At 58.2% G+C, this 21,580-nt stretch carries 22 protein-coding genes, 3 tRNA genes and 2 pseudogenes; 22 read left to right on the top strand and 5 right to left on the bottom strand.

Annotated elements, in window-relative coordinates:
- Positions 1–8: 8 nt before the first annotated feature.
- The 17 genes from LMTR21_RS25760 to LMTR21_RS25675 all read left to right on the top strand — a co-directional run bounded on the left by LMTR21_RS25760 (position 9) and on the right by LMTR21_RS25675 (position 10,823).
- Positions 9–299, top strand: a complete 291-nt coding sequence (locus LMTR21_RS25760; RefSeq protein WP_065755489.1) for a NifU family protein — start codon at positions 9–11, stop codon at positions 297–299.
- Positions 296–1,483, top strand: coding sequence for a cysteine desulfurase NifS (gene nifS / locus LMTR21_RS25755; RefSeq protein ID WP_065755488.1), 1,188 nt, complete (start codon positions 296–298; stop codon positions 1,481–1,483). The genes LMTR21_RS25760 and nifS overlap by 4 nt, the downstream gene beginning before the upstream one ends.
- Before the next feature lie 16 nt (positions 1,484–1,499).
- Entirely contained in the window at positions 1,500–1,721 is a 222-nt protein-coding gene (nifT, locus tag LMTR21_RS25750) for a putative nitrogen fixation protein NifT (RefSeq protein WP_057861984.1), read from the top strand.
- Positions 1,721–2,584, top strand: coding sequence for an SIR2 family NAD-dependent protein deacylase (locus tag LMTR21_RS25745; protein ID WP_065755487.1), 864 nt, complete (start codon positions 1,721–1,723; stop codon positions 2,582–2,584). The genes nifT and LMTR21_RS25745 overlap by 1 nt, the downstream gene beginning before the upstream one ends.
- A 273-nt stretch (positions 2,585–2,857) precedes the next feature.
- A complete protein-coding gene (gene nifB, locus LMTR21_RS25740; RefSeq protein WP_065755486.1) occupies positions 2,858–4,420 on the top strand; it encodes a nitrogenase cofactor biosynthesis protein NifB in 1,563 nt (520 codons plus the stop codon).
- 10 nt (positions 4,421–4,430) lie between these two features.
- Positions 4,431–4,655, top strand: a complete 225-nt coding sequence (locus LMTR21_RS25735; protein ID WP_065755485.1) for a 4Fe-4S binding protein — start codon at positions 4,431–4,433, stop codon at positions 4,653–4,655.
- Between the two features lie 14 nt (positions 4,656–4,669).
- On the top strand, positions 4,670–5,011 hold the full coding sequence (locus tag LMTR21_RS25730) for a hypothetical protein (protein WP_141688546.1): 342 nt from the start codon (positions 4,670–4,672) through the stop codon (positions 5,009–5,011).
- Positions 5,008–5,544, top strand: a complete 537-nt coding sequence (locus LMTR21_RS25725) for a tetratricopeptide repeat protein (protein ID WP_065755483.1) — start codon at positions 5,008–5,010, stop codon at positions 5,542–5,544. Before LMTR21_RS25730 ends, LMTR21_RS25725 begins: the two co-directional genes overlap by 4 nt.
- Complete coding sequence (locus LMTR21_RS25720; RefSeq protein WP_065755482.1) at positions 5,534–6,307, top strand: 4Fe4S-binding leucine-rich repeat protein; 774 nt, start codon at positions 5,534–5,536, stop codon at positions 6,305–6,307. Before LMTR21_RS25725 ends, LMTR21_RS25720 begins: the two co-directional genes overlap by 11 nt.
- Positions 6,304–6,624 carry a nitrogen fixation protein NifZ gene (locus LMTR21_RS25715; RefSeq protein WP_065755481.1) on the top strand — a complete coding sequence of 107 codons (321 nt, stop codon included), beginning with the start codon at positions 6,304–6,306 and terminating at the stop codon, positions 6,622–6,624. Before LMTR21_RS25720 ends, LMTR21_RS25715 begins: the two co-directional genes overlap by 4 nt.
- On the top strand, positions 6,621–6,860 hold the full coding sequence (locus LMTR21_RS25710; protein ID WP_065755480.1) for a nitrogen fixation protein NifZ: 240 nt from the start codon (positions 6,621–6,623) through the stop codon (positions 6,858–6,860). Before LMTR21_RS25715 ends, LMTR21_RS25710 begins: the two co-directional genes overlap by 4 nt.
- 15 nt (positions 6,861–6,875) lie before the next feature.
- Complete coding sequence (locus tag LMTR21_RS25705; protein ID WP_065755479.1) at positions 6,876–7,235, top strand: DUF3024 domain-containing protein; 360 nt, start codon at positions 6,876–6,878, stop codon at positions 7,233–7,235.
- Positions 7,236–7,269: 34 nt separating this feature from the next.
- A complete protein-coding gene (locus tag LMTR21_RS25700) occupies positions 7,270–7,539 on the top strand; it encodes a DUF6129 family protein (RefSeq protein WP_065755503.1) in 270 nt (89 codons plus the stop codon).
- A 65-nt stretch (positions 7,540–7,604) separates the two neighbouring features.
- Complete coding sequence (locus tag LMTR21_RS25695) at positions 7,605–8,738, top strand: DegT/DnrJ/EryC1/StrS family aminotransferase (protein ID WP_246175780.1); 1,134 nt, start codon at positions 7,605–7,607, stop codon at positions 8,736–8,738.
- 559 nt (positions 8,739–9,297) lie between these two features.
- The gene (locus LMTR21_RS25685) at positions 9,298–9,747 is read left to right on the top strand and encodes a Rieske (2Fe-2S) protein (RefSeq protein ID WP_065755477.1); all 450 of its coding nucleotides are present in this window, start codon (positions 9,298–9,300) and stop codon (positions 9,745–9,747) included.
- Positions 9,748–10,496: 749 nt separating this feature from the next.
- Positions 10,497–10,572: transfer RNA gene (locus tag LMTR21_RS25680), tRNA-OTHER, on the top strand.
- Positions 10,573–10,737: 165 nt separating this feature from the next.
- A tRNA-Ser gene (locus tag LMTR21_RS25675) sits at positions 10,738–10,823 on the top strand.
- Between the two features lie 3 nt (positions 10,824–10,826).
- Here the strand turns inward: LMTR21_RS25675 and LMTR21_RS25670 are convergent.
- Together LMTR21_RS25670 and LMTR21_RS25665 are read right to left on the bottom strand one after the other, a co-directional pair.
- Positions 10,827–11,048 (bottom strand): hypothetical protein, encoded by a 222-nt coding sequence (locus tag LMTR21_RS25670; protein WP_065755502.1) that lies wholly within the window; start codon positions 11,046–11,048, stop codon positions 10,827–10,829.
- Positions 11,049–11,160: 112 nt separating this feature from the next.
- Positions 11,161–11,367, bottom strand: coding sequence for a hypothetical protein (locus LMTR21_RS25665; RefSeq protein ID WP_187399193.1), 207 nt, complete (start codon positions 11,365–11,367; stop codon positions 11,161–11,163).
- 432 nt (positions 11,368–11,799) lie between these two features.
- On the opposite strand from LMTR21_RS25665, the gene LMTR21_RS25660 reads away from it, so the two are divergent.
- From LMTR21_RS25660 to LMTR21_RS40300, 4 genes are all read left to right on the top strand, one after another.
- Positions 11,800–11,876, top strand: a tRNA-Glu gene (locus LMTR21_RS25660).
- Between the two features lie 412 nt (positions 11,877–12,288).
- Entirely contained in the window at positions 12,289–12,489 is a 201-nt protein-coding gene (locus LMTR21_RS25655) for a globin family protein (protein ID WP_065755475.1), read from the top strand.
- Between the two features lie 1,462 nt (positions 12,490–13,951).
- On the top strand, positions 13,952–14,299 hold the full coding sequence (locus tag LMTR21_RS25645; protein ID WP_065755474.1) for a (2Fe-2S) ferredoxin domain-containing protein: 348 nt from the start codon (positions 13,952–13,954) through the stop codon (positions 14,297–14,299).
- A 1,868-nt stretch (positions 14,300–16,167) separates the two neighbouring features.
- On the top strand, positions 16,168–16,317 hold the full coding sequence (locus LMTR21_RS40300) for a hypothetical protein (protein ID WP_187399192.1): 150 nt from the start codon (positions 16,168–16,170) through the stop codon (positions 16,315–16,317).
- 995 nt (positions 16,318–17,312) lie between these two features.
- Here the strand turns inward: LMTR21_RS40300 and LMTR21_RS25635 are convergent.
- A complete protein-coding gene (locus LMTR21_RS25635; RefSeq protein ID WP_084030884.1) occupies positions 17,313–17,714 on the bottom strand; it encodes a hypothetical protein in 402 nt (133 codons plus the stop codon).
- Between the two features lie 870 nt (positions 17,715–18,584).
- Here LMTR21_RS25635 and LMTR21_RS25630 point away from each other — a divergent pair.
- A complete protein-coding gene (locus LMTR21_RS25630; RefSeq protein WP_141688544.1) occupies positions 18,585–18,806 on the top strand; it encodes a hypothetical protein in 222 nt (73 codons plus the stop codon).
- A 1,705-nt stretch (positions 18,807–20,511) separates the two neighbouring features.
- Here LMTR21_RS25630 and LMTR21_RS41130 read toward each other — a convergent pair.
- Both LMTR21_RS41130 and LMTR21_RS25620 read right to left on the bottom strand, forming a co-directional pair.
- A pseudogene (locus LMTR21_RS41130) lies at positions 20,512–20,780 on the bottom strand (IS3 family transposase); the annotation flags it as partial.
- A gap of 215 nt (positions 20,781–20,995) precedes the next feature.
- Positions 20,996–21,330 (bottom strand): annotated as a pseudogene (locus LMTR21_RS25620) (hypothetical protein); the annotation flags it as partial.
- Between the last annotated feature and the right edge of the window lie 250 nt (positions 21,331–21,580).

Genomic DNA, 21,580 nt, shown 5'->3' with positions numbered 1-21,580 from the left:
ATCGAAGCATGCTGGTGGAACCAGAACAACTAAAGCAAGCGCCGATCATTGAGAGCGATCGGGAGCAACTCATTCGCGCTGTGATCGAGGAGATCCGGCCCAATCTGCAACGCGACGGCGGCGATTGTCAGCTGGTCGGGACCGAGGGCAGCAAGATCATGGTCAAGCTGACTGGTGCCTGCGTATTCTGCAAGCTTTCAAGCGTGACGCTAGAAAGCATTCAGGCGCGGCTGGTTGAAAGGCTCGGCGAATTCGTTCGCCTGATCCCGGTCGCCGGCGTCGGCAATACGCGGCATTGAACGAGGTGTTTGTGCCGATCTATCTCGATAACAATGCGACCACACGGACAGATCCGTCTGTCTTGCAAGCCATGCTACCGTTCTTCACAGAGCGGTTCGGTAATGCCTCGTCCAGCCATGTCTTCGGCAGCGAGGTCGCGGGCGCGGTGGGGAAGGCGCGCCGCAGCCTGCAGGGTTTGCTGGGAGCGGCCCACGATCAGGAGATCGTCTTCACCTCAGGCGGGACCGAGTCCAACAATACCGCCATCCTTTCTGCGCTTGCGACCCAGGAAGGGCGCGACGAGATCGTCACCACTTCCGTCGAGCATTCCGCCATTCTAGCTATGGTGGAGCAATTGGCGACAAGGGGCATCAAGACGCACGTGATCCCGGTGGATTCGCGCGGACGACTTGACGTCGAGGCCTTTCGCTGGGCGCTTGGACCACGCACGGCGATCGTGTCGGTTATGTGGGCCAACAACGAGACCGGTACGATTTTCCCGGTGGAGTTTCTGGCTGGGTTGGCGCGTGCGGCGGGCGCGTTGTTTCACACTGATGCGGTACAGGCCGTAGGCAGGGAGCCCATCGACTTGAAAGACAGTGCTATCGACATGCTGTCGCTGTCGGCACATAAGCTGCATGGCCCCAAAGGGATCGGAGCGCTCTATTTACGCAAAGGCACGAAATTCAGGCCGCTGATCTGGGGCGGCGCACAGGAACGACGACGACGCGGTGGAACCGAGAACATCCCGGGCATCGTTGGTCTTGGAAAAGCTGCAGAGCTTGCGGCCGAGCGGCTCGAGCCGGAGCGCGTTCGCATTGGTGCGTTGCGCGATCGCCTGGAGCAGGCGATTTTGCACAACTGCCACTGCATGGCGCTCGGCGATGTCGGCAATCGGCTGCCGAATACGGTTAACATCGCCTTCGAAGATCTCGAGGGCGAAGCAATCGTCCATCATCTCAAGCGCGCGGGCATTGCCGCTTCGCAGGGATCAGCTTGCAGCTCGTGCTCAATGAAGCCGTCTCATGTGCTGCGCGCCATGAACGTGCCTACGAGGAGCCTGCGCGGCGCGGTGCGCTTTTCCTTGTCGCGTGAAACCACCGTCGAAGAAGTCGATCAGGTCGTCCTAATAATGTCCGGCATCGTGGCTCACCTGCGCACCATGTCTCGAGAGCATCCCAATCACGCCAGCAATTCGCCCTGATACACGAGTTGATCTGATGAAAATCATGATTCGCCGCTCTCCGGAGGCGGGCCTGTCGATTTACGTGCCGAAAAAAGATCTCGAGGAGCCGATCGTTGAATCGGAGCACGAGATGTTGTGGGGCGGCTGGATCAAAATCGCCAATGGCTGGGTGCTCGATCTGCCCGAGATGGCCAGCGATACGCCGCTCCCGATCACGGTCAATGCCAGGAAGCGTGGCGAGGGCGCGGACGAGTGATGAAGACGGTCCCGCAAATCGACTTTGTTAACGCGGCCGATGCGGAGGCGATTCTCACTGACGTGGCGAACCGGCTGCGTTCCGGCAGCATTGTTCCCTATCTCGGACCTGGCCTGGCCGATTCGTCCAAACCGGATGCGCCGATGACTCCGGAGACCTTGGCTGCCTTCTTTGCCACCAAGGTCGCTCTGCCGCGTCGGGCCAAGTACAATGTCTGGGCGTCGGCGCAGCATATCGAGAGCAACAAGCATCGTTCTACCGTGACCGCATTGATGGTGCAGGCCTTTGCTGCACCGGTCGAGCCGATGCCACTGCATCATCATCTCGCCGCGCTGTCCCTGCCTCTCATCGTCGATGCCTGGTATGATAGCGCAATGCGTACGGCGCTTTGCAAGCACGAGGGATGGGGCGAGGTGCAGGGCATCACCCGCGCCGGCATCTGCGAGGAGCGCTGGTATCGCTTCTATAATGCGGAGGGCAGAGAGGTCGATCGTGCTGCGGCGCAGAGCTGGACCACTGTCCTCTACAAGCCGCACGGCGGCGTACTGCCTGCGAGGAACTTCCTGATCTCGGACGCTGACTATGTCGAGGTGCTGACCGAGATCGACATTCAGACGCCGATCCCCGATGTGGTGAAAGAGCGGCGCAGTGGCCGAAGCTTTCTCTTCATCGGTTGCCGCTTCAACGATCAGATGCTGCGAACCTATGCGCGGCAGCTCATCAAGCGCTCGAGCGGTGTTCATTACGCCATCGTGGAACCGGGTGTGCTGTCCAGGAATGAGCTGCGATTTCTGGTCGAACAGGGGCTGACGCCGCTTGCGATCCCGCTCCCGCGCGCGACCGCGATCCTGCTCGCTGCCTGACAGACCTTGCATATGGGGCGATGTTGCTCGCTTGCCGGCGCACGTAAGTTATCCTGCATTTCGCGCCTAGGGTTGACTGCGCTCACTGTCAGGATCGAGACGCCTTGTCACGCTTTGAACATTTCTAATCTCGTGCAGACGGCTTTGCTTCCACGGCCTACCGCGGCAGGCGGCTCACTTTTGGCTTAGATCAAAATTCGTCGCCATTCCCGGCCATGGCACGCGAGTTGCAAATCGTCTTTTTAGTTTCCGCCTGCAGGGGAGAATCGAAGCATGGACGTATCAGCGCTGGACGAAGCAAGCGCGGCAGCAAGCGCCGTCGAGATCGGCGAGATCAGGCAGGTGATAGCCGAGCACAAGGGCTGCGGCACGTCCGGCGCCAGCGGCAAGGCGAGCTGCGGCTCGCAAGCCAGCCAGGCTAAGCTGCCGACCGAGATCTGGGAGAAGGTCAAGAACCATCCCTGCTACAGCGAAGAAGCGCATCATCACTACGCCCGCATGCATGTTGCAGTCGCGCCTGCTTGCAACATGCAATGCAATTACTGCAATCGCAAATATGATTGCGCTAATGAATCGCGCCCGGGCGTGGTGAGCGAAAAACTAACGCCGGAGCAGGCGGCAAAAAAGGTGCTGGCGGTCGCCTCCACCATCCCACAGATGACGGTGCTCGGCATCGCAGGACCCGGCGATCCCTTGGCTAATCCGAAAAGGACGTTCAAGACCTTCGAGCTGGTGGCCAAGGCCGCTCCCGACATCAAGCTGTGCCTGTCGACCAATGGCCTGATGCTGCCCGACCATGTCGACAGGATCGCCAGCCTCAAGATCGACCACGTCACCATCACCATCAACATGATCCACCCTGAAATCGGCGCCAAAATCTATCCTTGGATTTTCTACAATCACAAGCGCTACACGGGCATCGAAGCCGCAACGATCCTAAATGAGCGCCAGCTGCAAGGCCTCGAGATGCTGACGAAGCGGGGTATTCTATGCAAGATCAATTCGGTGATGATCCCGGGCATCAACGACCAGCATCTGGTCGAGGTCAATAAGGCGATCAAATCGCGCGGCGCGTTCCTACACAACATCATGCCGCTGATCTCCGCGCCCGAGCACGGCACCGTATTTGGTCTCAACGGCCAGCGGGGTCCGATCTCGCGAGAATTGAAGGCGCTGCAGGATGTGTGCGAAGGGGAGACGAACATGATGCGGCACTGCCGGCAGTGCCGCGCCGACGCTGTTGGCCTGCTCGGCGAGGACCGAGGTGCGGAGTTCACTACCGAGAAGATTATGGCCATGGACGTCAATTATGATCTGGAGATGCGCAAGGCCTATCAGGCCAAGGTCGAGGAGAAGCGCGCCGCCAAGGTTGCTGCCGCGCAGGAGGAGCTCCCCGAGCTCGCCAGCGAAATGAGCGGCATCAAGCTCCTGGTTGCTGTGGCGACGAGGGGCTCGGGCCTTATCAACGAGCATTTTGGGCATGCCAAGGAGTTCCAAGTATACGAACTCTCCACTACGGGTGCCAAATTCGTTGGCCATCGCCGCGTCGATCATTATTGCCGAGGCGGTTATGGCCAGGAGGAGAACCTTTCCACCATCATCCGCGCCATCAACGACTGCCATGCGGTGTTTGTGGCCAAGATCGGCGGCTGTCCGAAAAGCAATCTGTTGAAGGCCGGAATCGAGCCAGTCGAACACTACGCCTATGAGTTCATCGAAAAATCAGCAATCGCCTGGTTCAAGTCATATCTCGACAAGGTGCAAAGCGGCGAGATCCATCATGTCGAGAAGGGCGAGGCGGCGCTCCGGCAGGGCGCGATGATTTCGGCTGCTTAAGGGAGGCGTCATGCCGTTCAAGATCATTGCCTCGCAATGCACGAGCTGCTCGGCTTGCGAGCCGGAATGTCCGAATGTCGCTATCTCGGAGAAGGGCGGGGCGTTCGTCATCGACCCGAAGAAATGCACCGAATGCATCGGCCATTTCGACGAGCCGCAATGCGTCGCGGTGTGCCCGGTCGATAATACATGCGTCGTCGACACCTCATTGCCGCGCTACCAGGCACCGGCGTAAAGAGGCTCGAGCCTATGACTTTCACGCTGGGGGCCGCCGCTGAAAAACTCACGAGTTTCGTGCTGCGCGCCGATGGCACCGCTGGCGCCAGTGTCCGGCTCGCCATCACGGCAGATGGTTGCCAGGACTGTACCGGCGATATAGGTCTTGCCCCGGCACCTCGGTCCATTCAGCAAGGACTCGACCCGCAACAGCCCGAAGTTGCTTCTCCATGCCGAGAACCAGCCAATGCTGGTCGTCTCGCGATCGATTTGACCGACACCGCTGCGCAGACCGAGCTGATCTTCCCAGGATTGGGTGTGCTGCTCCAGCAGCACCGCAAAGGCTGCTGGTTTGAAGAGGAAAGCTGCCGATGAACCTCGATGGGACAGGCAATCCGCTGTCGGAGAGGAAGGGGGCGCTCACCGCGCGCACGCTACTCGGAAACGGCCTGCCGCGCGAAGCGGAGGATCATCTGAGGCAGGCCGGGCAGACCTACCACCTGGACGAGATCGCGGAAAAACACCTGCACGAAGCGCAGGCGCTGGCGCCGGGACACGCCGCCGTCCTGATCGGACACTATCGCTTTTATTTCTACAAGGCTCGCTTGGCCGAAGCGTTGGAGCTCGCAAAGCTCTGTATTTCTAAGGCAGCGCGTGAAAACGGTCTCTCAGACGACTGGCGGCGGGTCAGCGCGACCGATGCTGCTTTCGATTGCTATGAGAATAGCTTGCCACGCTTCTATTTATTTTCACTGAAAGCCTACGCCTACCTGCAGATGCGGCTCGGCAATCTCAATGAAGGGCACGCGGCCGCCAGCAAGCTCGTAGAGCTCGACCCGACCGACAAAATCGGCGCCAAGGTACTCCTAGACGTGGTTGAGTGGACAGGACAAGACGATGATCGATGACATCGATGAGGCCCGCGACTGGCTTGGCAATGAGATCGACTGCGGCACCTGCAGGCATCTCGGGCTCAGGGCCACTGGCGGCTGCTGCTTGACGCAAGCCTGCGTCAACGACCGTTATGCCCAGCGCATAGACCGCTTCTTCAACTGGAATCCGCAGCTAGCCGACGCTTACATCACACATCCGCATTTCGAGGTGCGCGCGATCGCGGCCAGACACGCCAACCTGTTCCTACTGCCGATGCTGCTCGAGGACGCCGAGGAAACCGTGCGCTGGAACGCGGCGCGCCGACTTCCCAAGCGCTTTGTGCTGCGGCTACGCAGCGACCCGCATCGGGATGTGAGGATGCGGGTTGCGACCTTGCTGGAAGGCGAGGAGCTGGCGCCAATGATGTCGGATCAGGACTATTACGTTCGCCTGGTGGTGGCGAGCCGGATCGCATCGGCGCTGCTTGGGTGTCTCATGAACGATGACGAGCCCAAGGTGCGCCGCGTGGTTGCGCTCCGAATTCCCTATGACTGGCTTCTGGGCATGGTCAATGATCACGATTCGAGCGTGCGGCTCGAGATCGCACGGCGGCTATCTCCGGATTCGCTTAGCGTGCTGCGTCGCGATCCAGATTGGCGCGTCCGTTATGAGGTGGCAAGCCGCATTAGACCGGCCGAACTGGCTGAGTTGACCGAGGACGAGGACTCGATGGTGCAGGAAGTCGCCCGCGGGCGCGTGGCGATCCGGCCCGAACGACCGAGAGAGAGTGGGACATGAGCAACATCGTTCGCGACAGTGAGGATGTCGAGCTGACCGGGCCGCCTTTCTTCAGCTTCGGCGAAAAGGTGCGGGCGAACCGCGCCATCCGCAATGATGGAACTTATGCCGGCAAGGAAGTTGGCGAGATCCTCGCCAAAAAGGGGGAGGTGGGTTACGTCGTCTCAATCGGCACTTTCCTGCAGCAGTTCTACATTTATGGCGTCGAATTTCTCGAAAGCGGCAACCGCGTCGGCATGAAGCGCAAGGAGCTCGAGCCGGTGGTGGCGCGCGAGGAGCTTGAGGACCTGCCGTTGCCGGAAGAGGCCGCCCCGTGACCGACCCGAGGCTGCCGAAGTACCAATGGGGCCAGCGCGTCAAGGCGGCGGTCGACCTCATTAACGACGGCTCCTTTCCGGACGCACCGGCGAACGGACTCTTGATCGGCGCCGGAGCGATCGGCGAGATCGTGCAGGTCGGAAGGCATACCTTAGCGAACGTGCCAATCTATCTCGTTGAGTATGGCGAGCGGCTGGTCGTCGGCTGTCTTGAAGAAGAAATCACAGTGCTTTGAGGGGAGCCGTTCGCAATGAATGCCGCGGTAATGAGAAAAGTAGGGATCGGGATTAATCCTCATCCGAACGAGCTCGATTGCAAGCGGATCGAGCGCGCCTTGAGCTCGCGCCAGCGCTATCGCTATGTCTCGCCGAATGTGAAACCGGTGAGGGGTGGCTATCTGATCGAGAGTCCCTGCTGCTCTCACAATATCGATAAGGACGGCGGCCTCATCGACGTCGCGCTAGTCCACTATGACACGGTGAACGGGATGTGGAAGCTGTTTCGAAAGAACCACGCAAACGGACTCTGGGAGTTTTATAGCATCTACTACCGCCTGACCTCCGCAATCGAAGAATTGAACACCGATCCCGAGCGGCTGTTCTGGCAATGAAGCTGATTTTGGAACCAGTTATATGGTAGCCGCGATGCCGCTTGGCACAGACGAACTGATCGAAATCGAACGCGTGCTTGCGGAAGCGAAGCTTGATGCGAGCTCATTCTCCGAGCTGCGGCGCCGCTTTCCGCAGCTCGCCGTAACGCGCTGTGATGCCTCTGACGTGACGGAGCGGCCGTTCAGGAGCTTTCCGCATTTCGACCTGCATCTGATCGATGGCTGCGATCGCTGCGTGCAGATCACGACCGATCCTGCGCGGGCGATTGGCATCCTGCTGGCGGCAAGGAGTACTGGGCGGTGACCGGCGTTGGACTCGCAGGGCATTGCGACGATGGTGCAGACGCGGCCGAGGCCGATGTTTCCTTCATTCCACTCTCCGATCCCGATATCACCTCCGCCGAGCTCTCTGCCGTTGAAGCGCTGCTGTGTTCGCCGCGAGTCTCCAATGGACCGATCACTGACGTCTTCGAGAAAGCCTTTGCCACCTATCTTGGCCGCAAATATGCCGTTGCCGTCCCCAGCGGCACGATCGGGCTCTTGCTTGCGCTAAAAGCGCTCGGCGTCGGACCCGGGCAGGAGGTGATTGCCTCGCCTTATTCGTTTCGCGAGACGGTGCATGCGATCAGTCTAGTGGGCGCGCGGGCCGTGTTTGCCGACGTCGACTATTGGTCGGGAGCCTTGGCTCCGGCGAAGGTCGAAGAGCGTGTCACGGCCAACACGCGGGCGATAATAGGTGGCAACCCCAATGGCCATCCAGCGCCATGGTCGGAGCTGCGCGCGATCGCGCAGCGCCATCAGCTGCCGCTCCTGGAGGATTCGACCGAAGCGATCGGATCGCGATACAAGGGCGAGCTCGTCGGCCGTTTTGGCGATATGGCCGTGTTCGACTTCGCCCAGCCACTGGCCCTGACCTGCGGTGAAGGCGGGATGGTGGTGACCGATGATATCGACTTGGCCGTTGGCTTACGTCGCCATCGCGCACATCGGCTGGATGAACGCTCCTCCGTTGTCATCAGCAGCGCAGCGCCCCACCAGGCCGGCATGAGCGATCTCACAGCTGCGCTGGGCCTTGCGCAGCTAAGGCGCCTCGGGGAAATCCTGGAGCGGCGCCGGCTCGCCGAACAGCTCTACAATGCGCATATGCAATCCTTTGAGGGTATCAAGCCGCCCTATGTGGCTCCCGATGCGACCGGCGTGAACTGGTTCCTCTATCTCGTCCATCTCGGGACGCGCTTCACGCGTTCCAGCCGCGATGCCATCGTCGATGACCTGCGCGTCGAGCAGGTCGAGGCCGCCGCCTATTGCCATCCGTTGCATTTGCAGCGGCATTATTTTGATCTCGGCTATCGGCATGGCGATTTCCTGGTCACTGAAAAGATCGCCGATCGCGCCCTGGCACTGCCATTTCACACCCATCTGACCAGCGACCAAATTGAGTTCATCGTGGAGACGGTGAAGGATGCGTCAATCAACATCGGCGCTGGCGCAGCAATTTATTGAGCCGAAGAATTCAATGCGACGAAGGGAAGGCTTGAATGACAGTCACGGTCTCATATTGGGACAAGATAATGGAGATCATTCAGGCTACATCACTGTTGGCGGTGCTGCAGAACCCGAATACTCCAGACAAATGCAGGCGGCAGACTAGGGGCCAACGAGGCCGCAAGGAACTCTCGATGGCAAGCGCGAAGAGCGAGCGAAGAGAATGAGAAGCTCGAAAGCGGCCCTTCCGGCTCGCCCGCGAGCCCAAGGTGCTCGTAACGAAAACATGAATCGAGCCCTTGGGATTCAGCTCGGGTTTGTTCAGGCTCGGGGTTAAATAGCAGAGAAGGCAAATGGATTTCGCAATAGATCATTGTTCCTGAACGGGACAGCGGTGCAGGTTGGTGAGCGCCGGCCGGCTTCGCGGCGCGCTTTGGTTCTGGCATTCTCAGCGCGCCGTCGATGCCTGCCAGGAGCTGGCCGGTGGATTTTGGCGCGCTTCGGCTGACCCGTGCCGTCGTCGACGCCTTCAGGCAGGAAAGCGTGACGAGAGCATGAGCCAAGGGAGCATCGCGACATGGGCAGCCAAGAGATTGAGGTGTTCGCCATTTGTCACGCCGATCTAATCGAGCGTGGCGGCGCGAAGGGCTTTTGCCTGTCGCGGATCGATGAAAGCGGCGAGAGCCGGCCGTTTCCGATTGTCGTGGTGCGGACATTCGGAAACGCCTACCACGGCTATGTCAACCGCTGCCCGCATGACGGCGTCTGGCTCAACATCGGCGCCGGAGGATTTTTCTCGTCGGACCGCGCCTTTATTAGATGCGGCCGGCACGGTGCGACGTTCGAGATCGATAGCGGGTTTTGCATCGATGGCCCCTGCAACGGAAAAGCCCTTGAGCCGGTCGCGCTCGCCGTGATCGACGGCGAGGTCTGCCTGTGTGGCGTGAAGCTGGTAGAGGACAAGGGGTTTGCCGATCCGTTTGAGGACAGCGACGAAACCATGGACATTATAATCCATCCGGATTAACAGACATGATCTCATGACCTTGGCTCAGCAGTCTTTTGGGAAAGCGCCATCGTTCTCATGAACATTCGCCAGTCCTGCGCCTGTCGCTGCTTTCGAACGGGTGAGAGATCATGGCCCGGGCACGCTCGCGGAGTCATGCGCTGCGCGTACGAAGCACAAGTACCGCAACTGGAGCATGCAGGATTGGCTCCTGCCGGGGGCGCGATTTTCCCTGGGTAAAGCTCGTGTGGAAGAGCACCGCGTGGCGGGTGGTCGGAGCACGCTGTCCAGACCATCATCGCGCGCCGGCCGATCGGCTAGGACGCTCAGACTGGTTCGCCTCCTGTGCGCGCAGCCATTACTTTTTGGGCCACTTGGTCCGGGCGAAGGCCATGGCGCGGCGAAAGTCGGCCATGTCGACCCAGCCCTTTTCGTCCATCTGATCTTCCCACGTCCACCCGCCTTCGTCGTCGTGAACGCCTTTTCTCGATAAAATATCTATTGTCGATGGTGTCGACGCCTTTGTTCGTTACCTTCCACTGCGATCCAGTCCAAAGGTTTGGCATGAGAAACATTCTCCTTTGACCTCCAATATTGCGGCCGAGGCACCGATTGCGCGCGAAAAATACAAATAATCTGTGGCTTTAGAACTCGTCGTTTGGCGAGAGACCCAGGCGGTTAGGGTACGGTCTAAAAAACCGGACAGGTGGATTCGACTCCCGCTCTGTTCAAAAAAACCTCGACACCCCTGCGCCGGAGAAACAATCGATGGTCGTGTAGCTCAACTAGACAGAGCGCTGGTTCCTAAATCGGAGGATGCCGGTTCGACTCCGTCCACGATCACCATAAAGTGGGAACGTGGTGGGCTGGCGAGAGCACGCCCCGGCATCTTTTGCTCTGGCGAGGAGTGTTGGGGCCCAATCTTAAAGATCGCTCGTCCCAACGGCGATGATCATGAGGTCTGGCCGCAATTCCCGTCAAGTACCTTCAAACGTTAACTTCGCTCAGTTCGGAGAGTGGGCCGAACGGGTAAGCCAACGCGGTGCTAACGCGTTGAGTCCTTCGGGACGCACAGGTTCGATTCCCTATACTCTCCGCTCCTACGTCTCGGTTGATGCACGGAATTTAGCCGCACTCTCGGCGGCCACAGCCAGGGCGCGAGAGAGCTTAAGCGCCTGATCCGCCGTCACCTGAAAATGAACGCCCACAATGCTCGCAATAGCGACGGTTATCTCGTCGTCGATCTGCTCAACTGTGATCGCAGCCGACTCGTCGATCTCGATCTCTCCGACACGCTCGAGACCATCAGGTTCTTTCGCCATGCCTGCACTCTCCATAGAGTTCCCGGCGATAATATACCGGAGATCATGTTTCTGGCCACGAGCCATGAGAAGGATTCCCGCGCCCTGCGCCATAGATCGAATTTCTAAAGGATCAAAGGCGCAGCGCCAGGATCTCGAACGGCACCGCAGACCCGAAGGCCCCAAACTGTTGCAGTTCGTCATCGACGGTAACGACCGCCTCGAAGATGTTGACGTTTCCGTCGAGTGAGGCGGCGGTCGCCTGGATGACGCGATCACCAACCCTCAGGCCGGGTGCGCTTACCGTGCCAGCCGCGGCTAAACCGGTGACATTGACCAAGACAGATCCTGAGATCTGAACCATTCTTGTCTTTCGGTTGAGAGGTAGAACGTGATGTTCCATACAACCAAATTCATTTCAGGTCGATAAAATTTTAGGTAGTGTATTAGTTTGGAGAATCTAGATCAGAGACCAAAAGTCCGCTCGCACTCGCGGCAAGTGATCGTCGAAATTGTTCTTCCGCAACCAGCGTAATGAGCGGAATCACGATCTTCATCATTCCATATAACAATCCCGTCGCACCGTCGCAATTGGTTGTGTCTGTTTCAAAACCGCAGCTAGGACAGGTGTATCCAACAAATAATAGGCCATTATTCCCCTCCTTGCGCTAGCCAACTGAGACACGACCAAGTTTTGCGGCGTGGCGTAGTGGGCTGCGTGCCTGTCTTCCAAACAGGGAGATGTTCGGTTCGATGCGGACAGCTCGACCATCCTGCCATCCCCTGGTGCTAAATGGTCGGCGCTTTCAACGCTGGATTTCGCGGGTTGAACTCCCGTTGGCAGGACCAACTTCAACTCCTTCAGCTGTCAGCTCGTTAACCTGACCGCAAAAAAGCACTTGGCCCCTGTCACGCGAATGGCTTCAAGGCACCGGCGAACGCACCGGCCAATCCGGACGCCGCCAAGATAATCCCTTTGTGATGTCCTGCCAGACGCCGTTGAATCTCACGCGGTTAACAAGACGAGAGAGAGGGCGACAACAATGGGAAGTGTAGCGGTAGATACCAGAAGTACGAGTGCGAGTGCCTAGTTTCGGGAATAACGTACAGAAGGAATTCGTACGCTCACAACCACCATGCGCTACCCAACGACCGGGCGATGAATTGCGACCAAACCTTCGCGCCAACATGAAGGTTATCAACCAGTCACCAGGAGATGTTCAAGTGCTATCTCACCGACTGAAGGGCGGGCCAAGGCTATATGCGCCCGAGAAGAGCCATTTCAGCGGGCCAGCGTTATCTCGATTCTTTCATCGGCGGCGCCGAGCGCGATCCCTGGCTCGCCTGGATGCGCCTCGTATGGCAGGAGACAAGTGACAACGAATCCGCGCGCGCCGAGCTCGACCTCGCGCTGTCAACGCTCGCCGACTGGAGACGCAACCAGCCCGGCAACCCGGTATGATGAAAGATGGCGCACCCTAAAGAGTAGGTGGGACTCGTCGCGCTTGCCCTTTGTCTTTCTGTTCGCTCTTGGCGTGCGATAAGACGCCGGCGTGCTTTAAGAGAATTGGCGGCTGCTCCTCTCCATATGCGAGATCCACAAGTCGCGTGCGGGTGAGCGCGAGCTGCACGGTTCCACGCTGTTTACGAAGTGAGGCAGGCCGGCAACGTGGCGAACTTGGAAGCCAGCCGCTTTTGCTCGGATGAAGCCGGGCCCGGCCTTTGCTCCCGATGACATGCGCCCTTGTGGCGGCGCCGTGACCGAGCAGGTGCTAATGACATCCAAGGCATGCTAGAAAGCCCCCGGCGGTCTCGACGCCGCCGAGGGCTCCGTCTGGGCTGGAGGGGGATGTTTGGGCCCAGACGCAACAGGACCGTTAGGGAGATAACGATCCATTATCGGGAGTTCTTTCAGACTCGCCGAAACCAGATTGGCCGTGCGCGTAGGGGGAGTGGGGAACACCCTTGCGAAGTACAACCCCAGTCACGCGCGGCAATTCAAAGGGCTTATCCGTTGACCGTAGTCCTGTAATCGAGGTCTCCGCCTCAGGAATCAATTGATCGAAGGCAGGCGCCCTCAAGGCGTACAGCGTGAAGGGTCGGCGCCACTGGCATCGCTGATTGCGGTTTGCCATCGGCGCCAGTCGGGCTCCTAGCCGGCTTGGCTTGCGATCTCGCGTAAGCCAAGCTCGGTGATCACATGCCTCTCGTCGGAAGGTCCAGCGCTTGCCGAAAGATGCGGTCGGTTCGCGCCGGATCAAGCCTTGTTGCAGCAAAGCATCGATCCCATCGGGAAGATCGCCGAAATGCATAGGCTCCTGCGAGAAGACGACAGTCATGGTAATCGCTACAATCCTCCTGCCGCGTGACATTGCAAGAGCCGGGCCATCCGGAAGAACGGAGATCTTCCGGCTAGTTTGGCCCCGCTGCCGAAAAGCTGCGATCCGCGTGTGCGGCTCGATGTTTGTCACGTCCGCCACAGAAGAGATCGTTTCTGTAGCCAACGTGACAATGACTGGTAGTTCTACTTCGGCAGATTGAGAACGATCGGCGCAGAAGCACGACCTCCGGCATCTTGGTTCGAAGCTTGCATGAAGACGGATGATGGAGCAGACAGGCAACGCGGGAGCAAAGGAAGATGGCGATGATCGGACCAGCCATTGCAGCCCTGATCGGAAAGGCCTTTCCGAAGCTGGAGGTGTCCGTGACATATCTTGGCGGCGAGGGCGATCATTGCGGCGCCCGCGTCATTCAGCGTGCTTTCACAGTAAAGAGCCAAAGCAGCATCAGATTGTGTATGCGCCGCTCAACGGGACAATGGGTGCGGTGCTTCACGACTTTGCTCAGACACCCTCAGCCCTAGGGGCGATGCACTCCTACCTTGTCTCTCTTCAGATGAACCCAATCGCACGAATGGCAGGCGCATGAACTCAGAAATGGAATTCGAGCTTCCTCAACTCTACAGACATCATGTCTTTGCTTGTCACGTCCAGCGTCCGCCAACACATCCGCACGGCAGCTGCGGCGCGGCCGGCGCGCAAGTCCTGTGGGACAGGATGAGCAAGGCGATCGAAGCACAAGGTCTCAGCGATGTCGGCTTCACGGCGGCGGGCTGCCTCGGCTTTTGCAGCGCAGGTCCCTTAATGGTGATTTATCCTGACGGCATCTGGTACCGCCCGACCACCGCCGAGGATATCGACGAAATCATCGCGTCCCATCTGAAGGAAGGCAAACGTGTCGACCGCCTAGTTATGGTGTTGAAGCGGAGCTAGTGTCCTGAGTCACAAATTCGCAATCGCAGATTTGCAGTACATGTGTGTCGCTAGCACGTTCGAACCTCTGCGCGCGCATGGTGCGCAGCAGCCTACCGTCTGACTCCTGTGCTGCGCAGAAGAGCTTCGCCAGAAATGTGAGCACATCGCCGCCGTCCGAGGAGCAAATCGGAATCATGATTCCAGCGCAAAATAGGTTTGGAATGTAATTGATATTCATGAGCAACTCGAAACCTAGTTTGTAATGTACGCGCTCAAGAACCAAACCTTTAGCTCATCGGAGGCAGAGCTATGGCCGAAATTGTCTGCAGAAATGAACTCCGTCGCTAAGGGATAGAGCCGATTTGATCCAAGCGCGACCTTAGGCAACCGGAGGAGCACGTGTCGACTGCGTCAATCCGCACGGCCCTTTCCTCATTAGCCTCAGGCAGCCCATGAAAGATATCAATTTCCCGGCCGTCAACGTTGCTTTCGATGAAGCCTGCAAGATTCGCAGCGCACATTATTAACGCGTCACCAAGCTGGACCGCGATAATTTAGACATGCGCATCGCGGTTGCCGACGCAGCGCTTGCCCGTGGGGAATGCGAACGCGACGCAGTTTACCCTCAGCAAGCCGACTTGACGATTCACTTTGTCATCTCGAATCGGTGGCAATGATCATGCGTTGCAGGGCGGATCAGAGCGGTTTCTTTTTAGTGACTTGAAGCGGCCTTGGGAGGTTCTATGCGAGGGAGGGGGTCATTGATCCGTGCGGAGCAATTGTTGAGTGCCTTGCTGCTGAACGTGTTCTACGCATCGCTGTGAGCGTCAGTTGATCGAGCAAACTGGTCTGCAATCCTTTGCATGGCCAGTTCATGGGGCTCTCGCCCGACGATCCCGTCCGCGACCTGACCAGCTTCACCAAGAACCACGCACTTCATGACCCGGCTTCTGAACCATCCGCAGGTCAAGGCGCAGCTGTTGGCGAGCACTTCTCGGGTAGATCGGAACGCTGATCGAAGCCTCTAGCTTCATAGAAGAGCCTTTCGCCCCAAGGACGGCAGCGGCGACGATGATAGTGGCGGAAATTTCCACGCCAGCATGGAGAACCGGCATGGGCAGGCTGTAGCCGGCAGGGTTGCGCAGCAAGTGGCACCGCGCCGATCATGTGGCCAATCTTCCCGCTATTGGCGTGACGCCGCATGTGAGACCGCATGCACAGAAGAACGCGGTCTTTTCGTGTTTGATTCACCTACCTGAATCAGGGGCTGTCCACCGGACTGGCTACCTTACTTGTGTACGCAACCGATTGTGCTGCTGCTGACTTGGTGAATTCAATGGCTCAAAGAATGTCGACTGAGTTTGATGAGATAAAGGTCATAGCTGATCGCAAGGCTCGGCAATTCCGGCAACTTACATCCACAGAGATGGAATTGATCGTTGAGGACTATACTGACGAGCAGGTACCCCCGCGTAGCCACTCGCGAGAAAGAATAGGGCGGCCGGCGATGGTGCTTGCGAGGCACAAAGCCGCGCTGCGGAAACAGAATGAACAGCACGCGCTTCTTACGTGGCGCTGAAAATTCTCAGCGACGCACGACAAATCACGTCAATGAATCAACTAAGTAAACGAAGGCGCACCCAGCATTCGGCCGAGCTAATAGCGAAGAGGGGCCTTTCAGTCTCGGCTGCAACCGCCGGAGCTGCGGACAGACTGGCTGAAGGATCTGAACTGATGGCGCACGTGATGAAGATGCGGCTCCAAGCCATCATCGAGGCGTCGACAGCGCGCTCGACGGCTTCACCGAAACGCTATCAGCCGGAAGGAGTATGCGAAAACGCACGAGAGCAGCACGCCGCCGAATAAGTAAAAGCCAGGAGCGCCGCATGATCTATGATCGCAAGCCGCCGGGCGTCTTGCGGACCGATGAAGAAAAATGGGTCGATATGTGGCTGATCTGCTTCGTCGACATCGATCCGGGCGCGACGTGGATCATCCGCGGCAAGACTGTGTCGCGCGTCGGAGCGCTGTTCTGATGCCTCTTTTAAATGCAACGAATACGTGCGCGGGTCGCCATCTCGGACTCCAAGTGTTCCCGTGTTCACTTGCTAACATCGCAACCAACGTGTTCGGCAACCACAGCGCAACGTTGATACCCGCCCCTAGCCAATTTTGGTAGGTGCCTCGCAGGACGTTTTGGGCCAAACTACTCAACAGAAGCAGGAGGGACCTACAATGAAAATGGCTGTTTGGAGTGCGCTTGGCTTTTTTACGGTTAGCGTATTGGCGGTAGGTGCATTCGGATGGATGACAAGGCCGTTTATGAGTCGGCCTGTCAGGCAGATGCTGACGAAACTACTAAGCAGCTCAACTGGTAACTGAAAGCAACTCGACCCACCGCACTCCCTCTTAGAAGCGCGCAGTTTGGCGCGGTAGTGCGGCGAATCAATCATGTATAGAGAAGACGATCAGATAGAGTGTGACGTGCTTTCGCGTGAGCAGAGATGCTGACGCGTGAACCTTTTATCCCGTTGCTCGAAGCCGAGGACCTTCTCAACATTGATGTGGAAACGCTCTGCGCTGAAGAGCGGCTTCTCAGTCTGGCACATCGATGCCGTTCGGGGGCCGTCCACCCCATCATTGCGGCAGTAGAGCGCAAGTACAGCTCGCCGAGGCCGCCCTCAAGCTGGAGAGGCATCGTGATCACGCAGGTGAGCCAAGTTGCGCACCGAAGCCGGTTGGTCACCCAGTGAGGGGATTATCTCCGGTTGTCGACGCATCGTTTGGATTAGCGGTCCCGCTCTTTTACGCTGGACTACATTGAGGTGCTATTTGCGAGGGGTGGATCGCTCGGTCAATGTGGCTAGGAGGTACAAACGTAAGCAACTCTGGTAGGTGGAATTCATAGTCAATCATAGGCGGTAGCGGACGGGTCCGGTTGGAGCCATTGAAGGCGCTCTATACGATCGCCAGCCGCATGTACCGCCCCGCAGGGAATAGAGCGCGGTCCCTATTCGATCTTGGCGATAGCTTACCTTACCGCAGATAATGGGTGCGTTCTAAAGTGATCCAACATCTTCGAGCCTTGACTGAACGATTTCGACCAGGATTGCTCCGCAAGATCCAGGTGGCACCTCAGTAGGTCAGAGGGAGTTTTGGAGTCGGCAACATTTTTGAGATAAGTGGCCTGAACGTGCAGAGAGGAAGCAATCAGTTTGAGTCCATCGTTTAGTGCCGCTGCGAACAGATTTGCTGTCGCTTCGATCGATGTTTGCCAGACCGGAAACATAAGTGAAATGCGCGATGCGGCTTCTGCCGATTCTCCAGTGCCATGCGCGGCGCCACCTTTATCAGAGGCTGATGCTGGCGCCAGTGCGGGCTCTGGGCGTGTCTGTCGTTCGCGTTTCTCGTCTCCGGTTGTTATCGCGGGCATTCGACATCTCCTGGCCTGAAAGGATTGCAATGCTACTCAGCTTCGATCATGAACCATCAGGAAAGTATCACAACCACCAACAGGTCATACCTATCATATTTGGTAGCGCTTGATCACGATAAAGAAGTAGGATGATGCCGCTAAGCGTTTGTCTCCAAGGGACAATGTGAAGCTCGCCATCTGATCAAGGTGTATTTGAAGACTCTGGTCGGATCGTGTGTCACGCGCCAGCTTGGCCGCTTGCTCCAGCAACACAGGTTGAAGATCATCGAGGTCGTCTTAGCCTAGTTGCCGCTTGAAGGGCAGCACTGTTTCATTCGTGAACAGTGATGGCTCCGGTTGACCTGCCACTGGATCCAGCAGCAGTTTGGCTCTCGGGGCGTGGTGCGGCGAGACCGAATTTTGGGACCACCTGAAGCTAGAATTTGCCCTGATCACGTTGGCCGGCTGGTGGCGCGGATGTGGTTGTGCAGCAAGATTAGCGGCCGATTGCCTACCGCGCCGTGAGGCCCTTCCTCGTTTTAATTGAGGCCGTCCACAGGACTGGCCTTCGCGAGGGTTCTTATCGGCATCCTCCTTGGTTTGGTCGCCGAGTTCACTCACGGAGCTGTCGGCAAGGATGATGCTACCGTCTTTCGCTGCACGCTGGATGGATCCCAAGCGGATCGTTGCTGTAGGTTCCAGCATGGATCTTCGATCGGAGGATATGGTCCTTACCCTCAACCTGTGACAGTTCAGCCGTTTCGCAGCGTCGACGCACTTGCGGCGCTCTCTCCAATTCTCGAGCTCGCCTCGGGATCGAATGCCAGCAGCTGCCTTGGTTTCTGGCGCCATCCGGAGCCTCTCGCAACCAGGATCGGGGAGGGACTCGTGGCGCGCAAGACAGCATGTCAGGAAGACGATGCCAACGCTATTGGTAACCGCGTGGCCGGAGCTGCCGGCTGGAGCGCAGGCGGTCCTCACGAGGTGATGGCTCAGTTGATCCTCGACCATGCAGCGTTGGCACGATGCCGCCTGCAGAAAATGATCTTGAGCAAGGCGTTTCTGTTATGTGCATCAAACTTCAGCACATCAATTATTGCACATTCGTGAGAGCTGCGCGTTGCAATACGCCACCTGCGACCGGCTGACGACGTTCGGATGGTCCGACATGAAGTGATTGACATGATCCTAGTCGGTCAGCCGATGGCGGTGAACGGCCTACTCAGTCGGTGGCTCCCTTGTCAGAGAGAAAAGGTCCGTTGATCCTTCGATGGGATCCTCGCCCGTCCCTAGACGGCTCGAGGGCGCGAGCGAGCTCCGTCAGCGCCTGCATGCGGCCTTCTTAAGCATGCACGTATTGGCGGATTCGCAAAGTGCAGACGACTGTTTTGTCCTCTTTGTCGGGGATGCACCCTCAGACGGCTGGTTTGAGCGCTGCGAGTTGATCGTGCGGATATCCTGGGCGGCAGGCGGAGCGATCGCGTCATTTCAGCGAGGCTTCAAATTTGCTAGCGACTGGAATCAGTGTCGTCCTTCAGATAATTCAGCATGGTGTTGCAGGCGGCCTCGGCCTCGGCGAAACTTTGGAGGGGCAAGCCGAGAACCCTGATCGCGCCCCGGCCCCGGTGAAGCGGACGCCACGATGCGACGTAGCCCAACCTTCCGCGAAAGCCAGGACCGGTGGGGCGCTGGAAGCTGATCACGAACGAATATTTGTCGCTGCTTGCGCTCCATATCTCCATGTTTTCGACGGCGCGATGGAATTGCAGGGGCATCAGGGGCGGTTCGCTAGGCCAGTCCGCGAACTACGCTGCTGGGGGTCGGCGCCGGGTAGGGGCAAGCGCAGCTCTCGCCGGCAAAGTGCGTTCGGTGGTCAAGCCATGCCATCGCTTTCTTATAGTCCACGGCCGGAAGCAGGAGCATCGACGTCAAGCTCGGCGATAATGATCGAACTCCATCGGCTGATAGACCGTATGTCTGAAGGCCGGAGGCCTATGTTCTGTAACGTGGCCACTTCCGCTCCACATTCCACGGCAATTAATATGGATGTCTTGCGGAGGGCACCTTGCGGTAAATCAATAAGAGCTGAGCAGATCCGGATCTAAGACCGTACAACAGCACAGTGGTGAGAGCGCCGAATGCGGTGCCGGCATCCCAGCTGACCCGCATCCGTGACTGCTCTGAGCTGGGAGACATGGCGCCGCCGCCAATCTCATCGAAGATGCCGGCCGCTTCCTCCTAGAACATGCCTATGATCTGAGCGACTTGGATTAAGTGATGTCGAGGAGTGGGGTCGTTAAAGCGACAAGTGCACCGGCGGGCCAATCGACATCAGCGCGTTTGCTCGCCGAGGTCTCATTAGCCGGCTCGCGAATGGGCCGCTGCCGGACGGGTAGCCAGGCGGTCGCGAACAGGCCACAATGGAAATAAGTGGTGACCTTCTAGCGTAGAGCCGGCGATCTCGACCCGAAGCTGAGTGCGTCCACCGCCCGACACACTTCTGGCCAGTACGATAGGGTCTTTCACCCCAGCGGCGATACACGCGATAGACAGAGACCTGCCACGCCGAACGTTTGCAGCAAGCTATTATCGTTGGTTTCGATAGTGGTACCATCAGGTTTTGGCGTCAACACTGACTGTCAGCGCAACAGCGGGCACGTACCAATAATCACGTTGGCACTGAGGCCGCACGACCGTCCGCACACGGTACTGGCGCTTTGGCGCGAGTGACCCGCCAGCTCAGGGTAGCTTTTGCCTTTGAGCAGCAGTACCAATAGCCGCCCCTCGCTTTGCGCTCAGCAGCCGGGCTTTGCTAAGCGCGCCTTCTGAAAAATCGTTCTCCAGTCTCAGCTCCCCGATTGTGGCGTGCAGCGTCTCTACATCGATCGCGCATACGCTAGTTCTGTTGCCGGGATCAGCACCAACTACCTAGGCCCACATCCTGAAGCTGGACTTCCATTGCGTGATCTGCTTCGCATGCACGTCGAAATGCTGAATCAGCTGGGTCAGCTCCATCCCGCCTCAAATCAGGGCTAACGCTACCTTGGCCTCGAATGACGGGTGCCGGCGCGCACGTCTGCTCATCGTCTTTCCTGATTCGCGGACAAACTTCCGACCATCGAGCAGGAACTCTACTTCAGGTCCCCTCTCTCCTTGCACCCTGCCGTCAGGCGGGATTTTTAAGGTCAGCCGTGGCAGTGTCTATTATCTGTAGCCCGTGGAGTACGATTCCAGGTGCGGTCTCGAACTAAGAAGCGCTGATCTACTATACGCGCCCGAAACCCGAACCTGCTTGTGACTTAGTTCGCGGCCGGCTCGATGAGCACACGCCCGTAACTGATCATCGTTTCGACCTCTGTGCGAAAAGCCTGGCGCGAGGGGTTGCGTGAATGGAACATGTGACCGCCTGGAAAAAACACGAGTCTGATCCGCGGCGCTGAGGCGTAGGCGGCCAACTGATCGAGCACCATCTTCGAGCCGAAATAGGGCATGGCAAGATCGAACAGGCCATGCCCGACCAGTACGCGCATCTTCGCGTCCGTCGCAAGGATCTGGCGCAGCTCCAAAAGCGATTGCGGGGGGCTGCCGCCGAAATCCGAGGCTCGCCGACCGCGCCGTTGAGCAGTTCATAACTTCTAGTCCTCTTCGCAGGAAACCTTTGGAAGACCGTGTCCAGATTTATGATGATCCAAGAGACATGAGCTTCACGATGGGGCTGAGGCCGTGTACCTATAAACCCCGCGGCGTCGTGTGACTGTGACACGTCCGCTTTGCTCCGATAGCGACCAAGTTCGTGCCGCTAGCGCAATATGTCGCGATGCGCCAGAGGACTAAACCGCTCGCGCGGTAGGGCGCCGCGGCTGGCGACGGAGCCAAGAGGATAG

The sequence above is a fragment of the Bradyrhizobium paxllaeri genome (assembly GCF_001693515.2).
Taxonomy (GTDB): Bacteria; Pseudomonadota; Alphaproteobacteria; order Rhizobiales; family Xanthobacteraceae; genus Bradyrhizobium; species Bradyrhizobium paxllaeri.
This window is presented reverse-complemented; position numbering and strand designations above follow the sequence as displayed.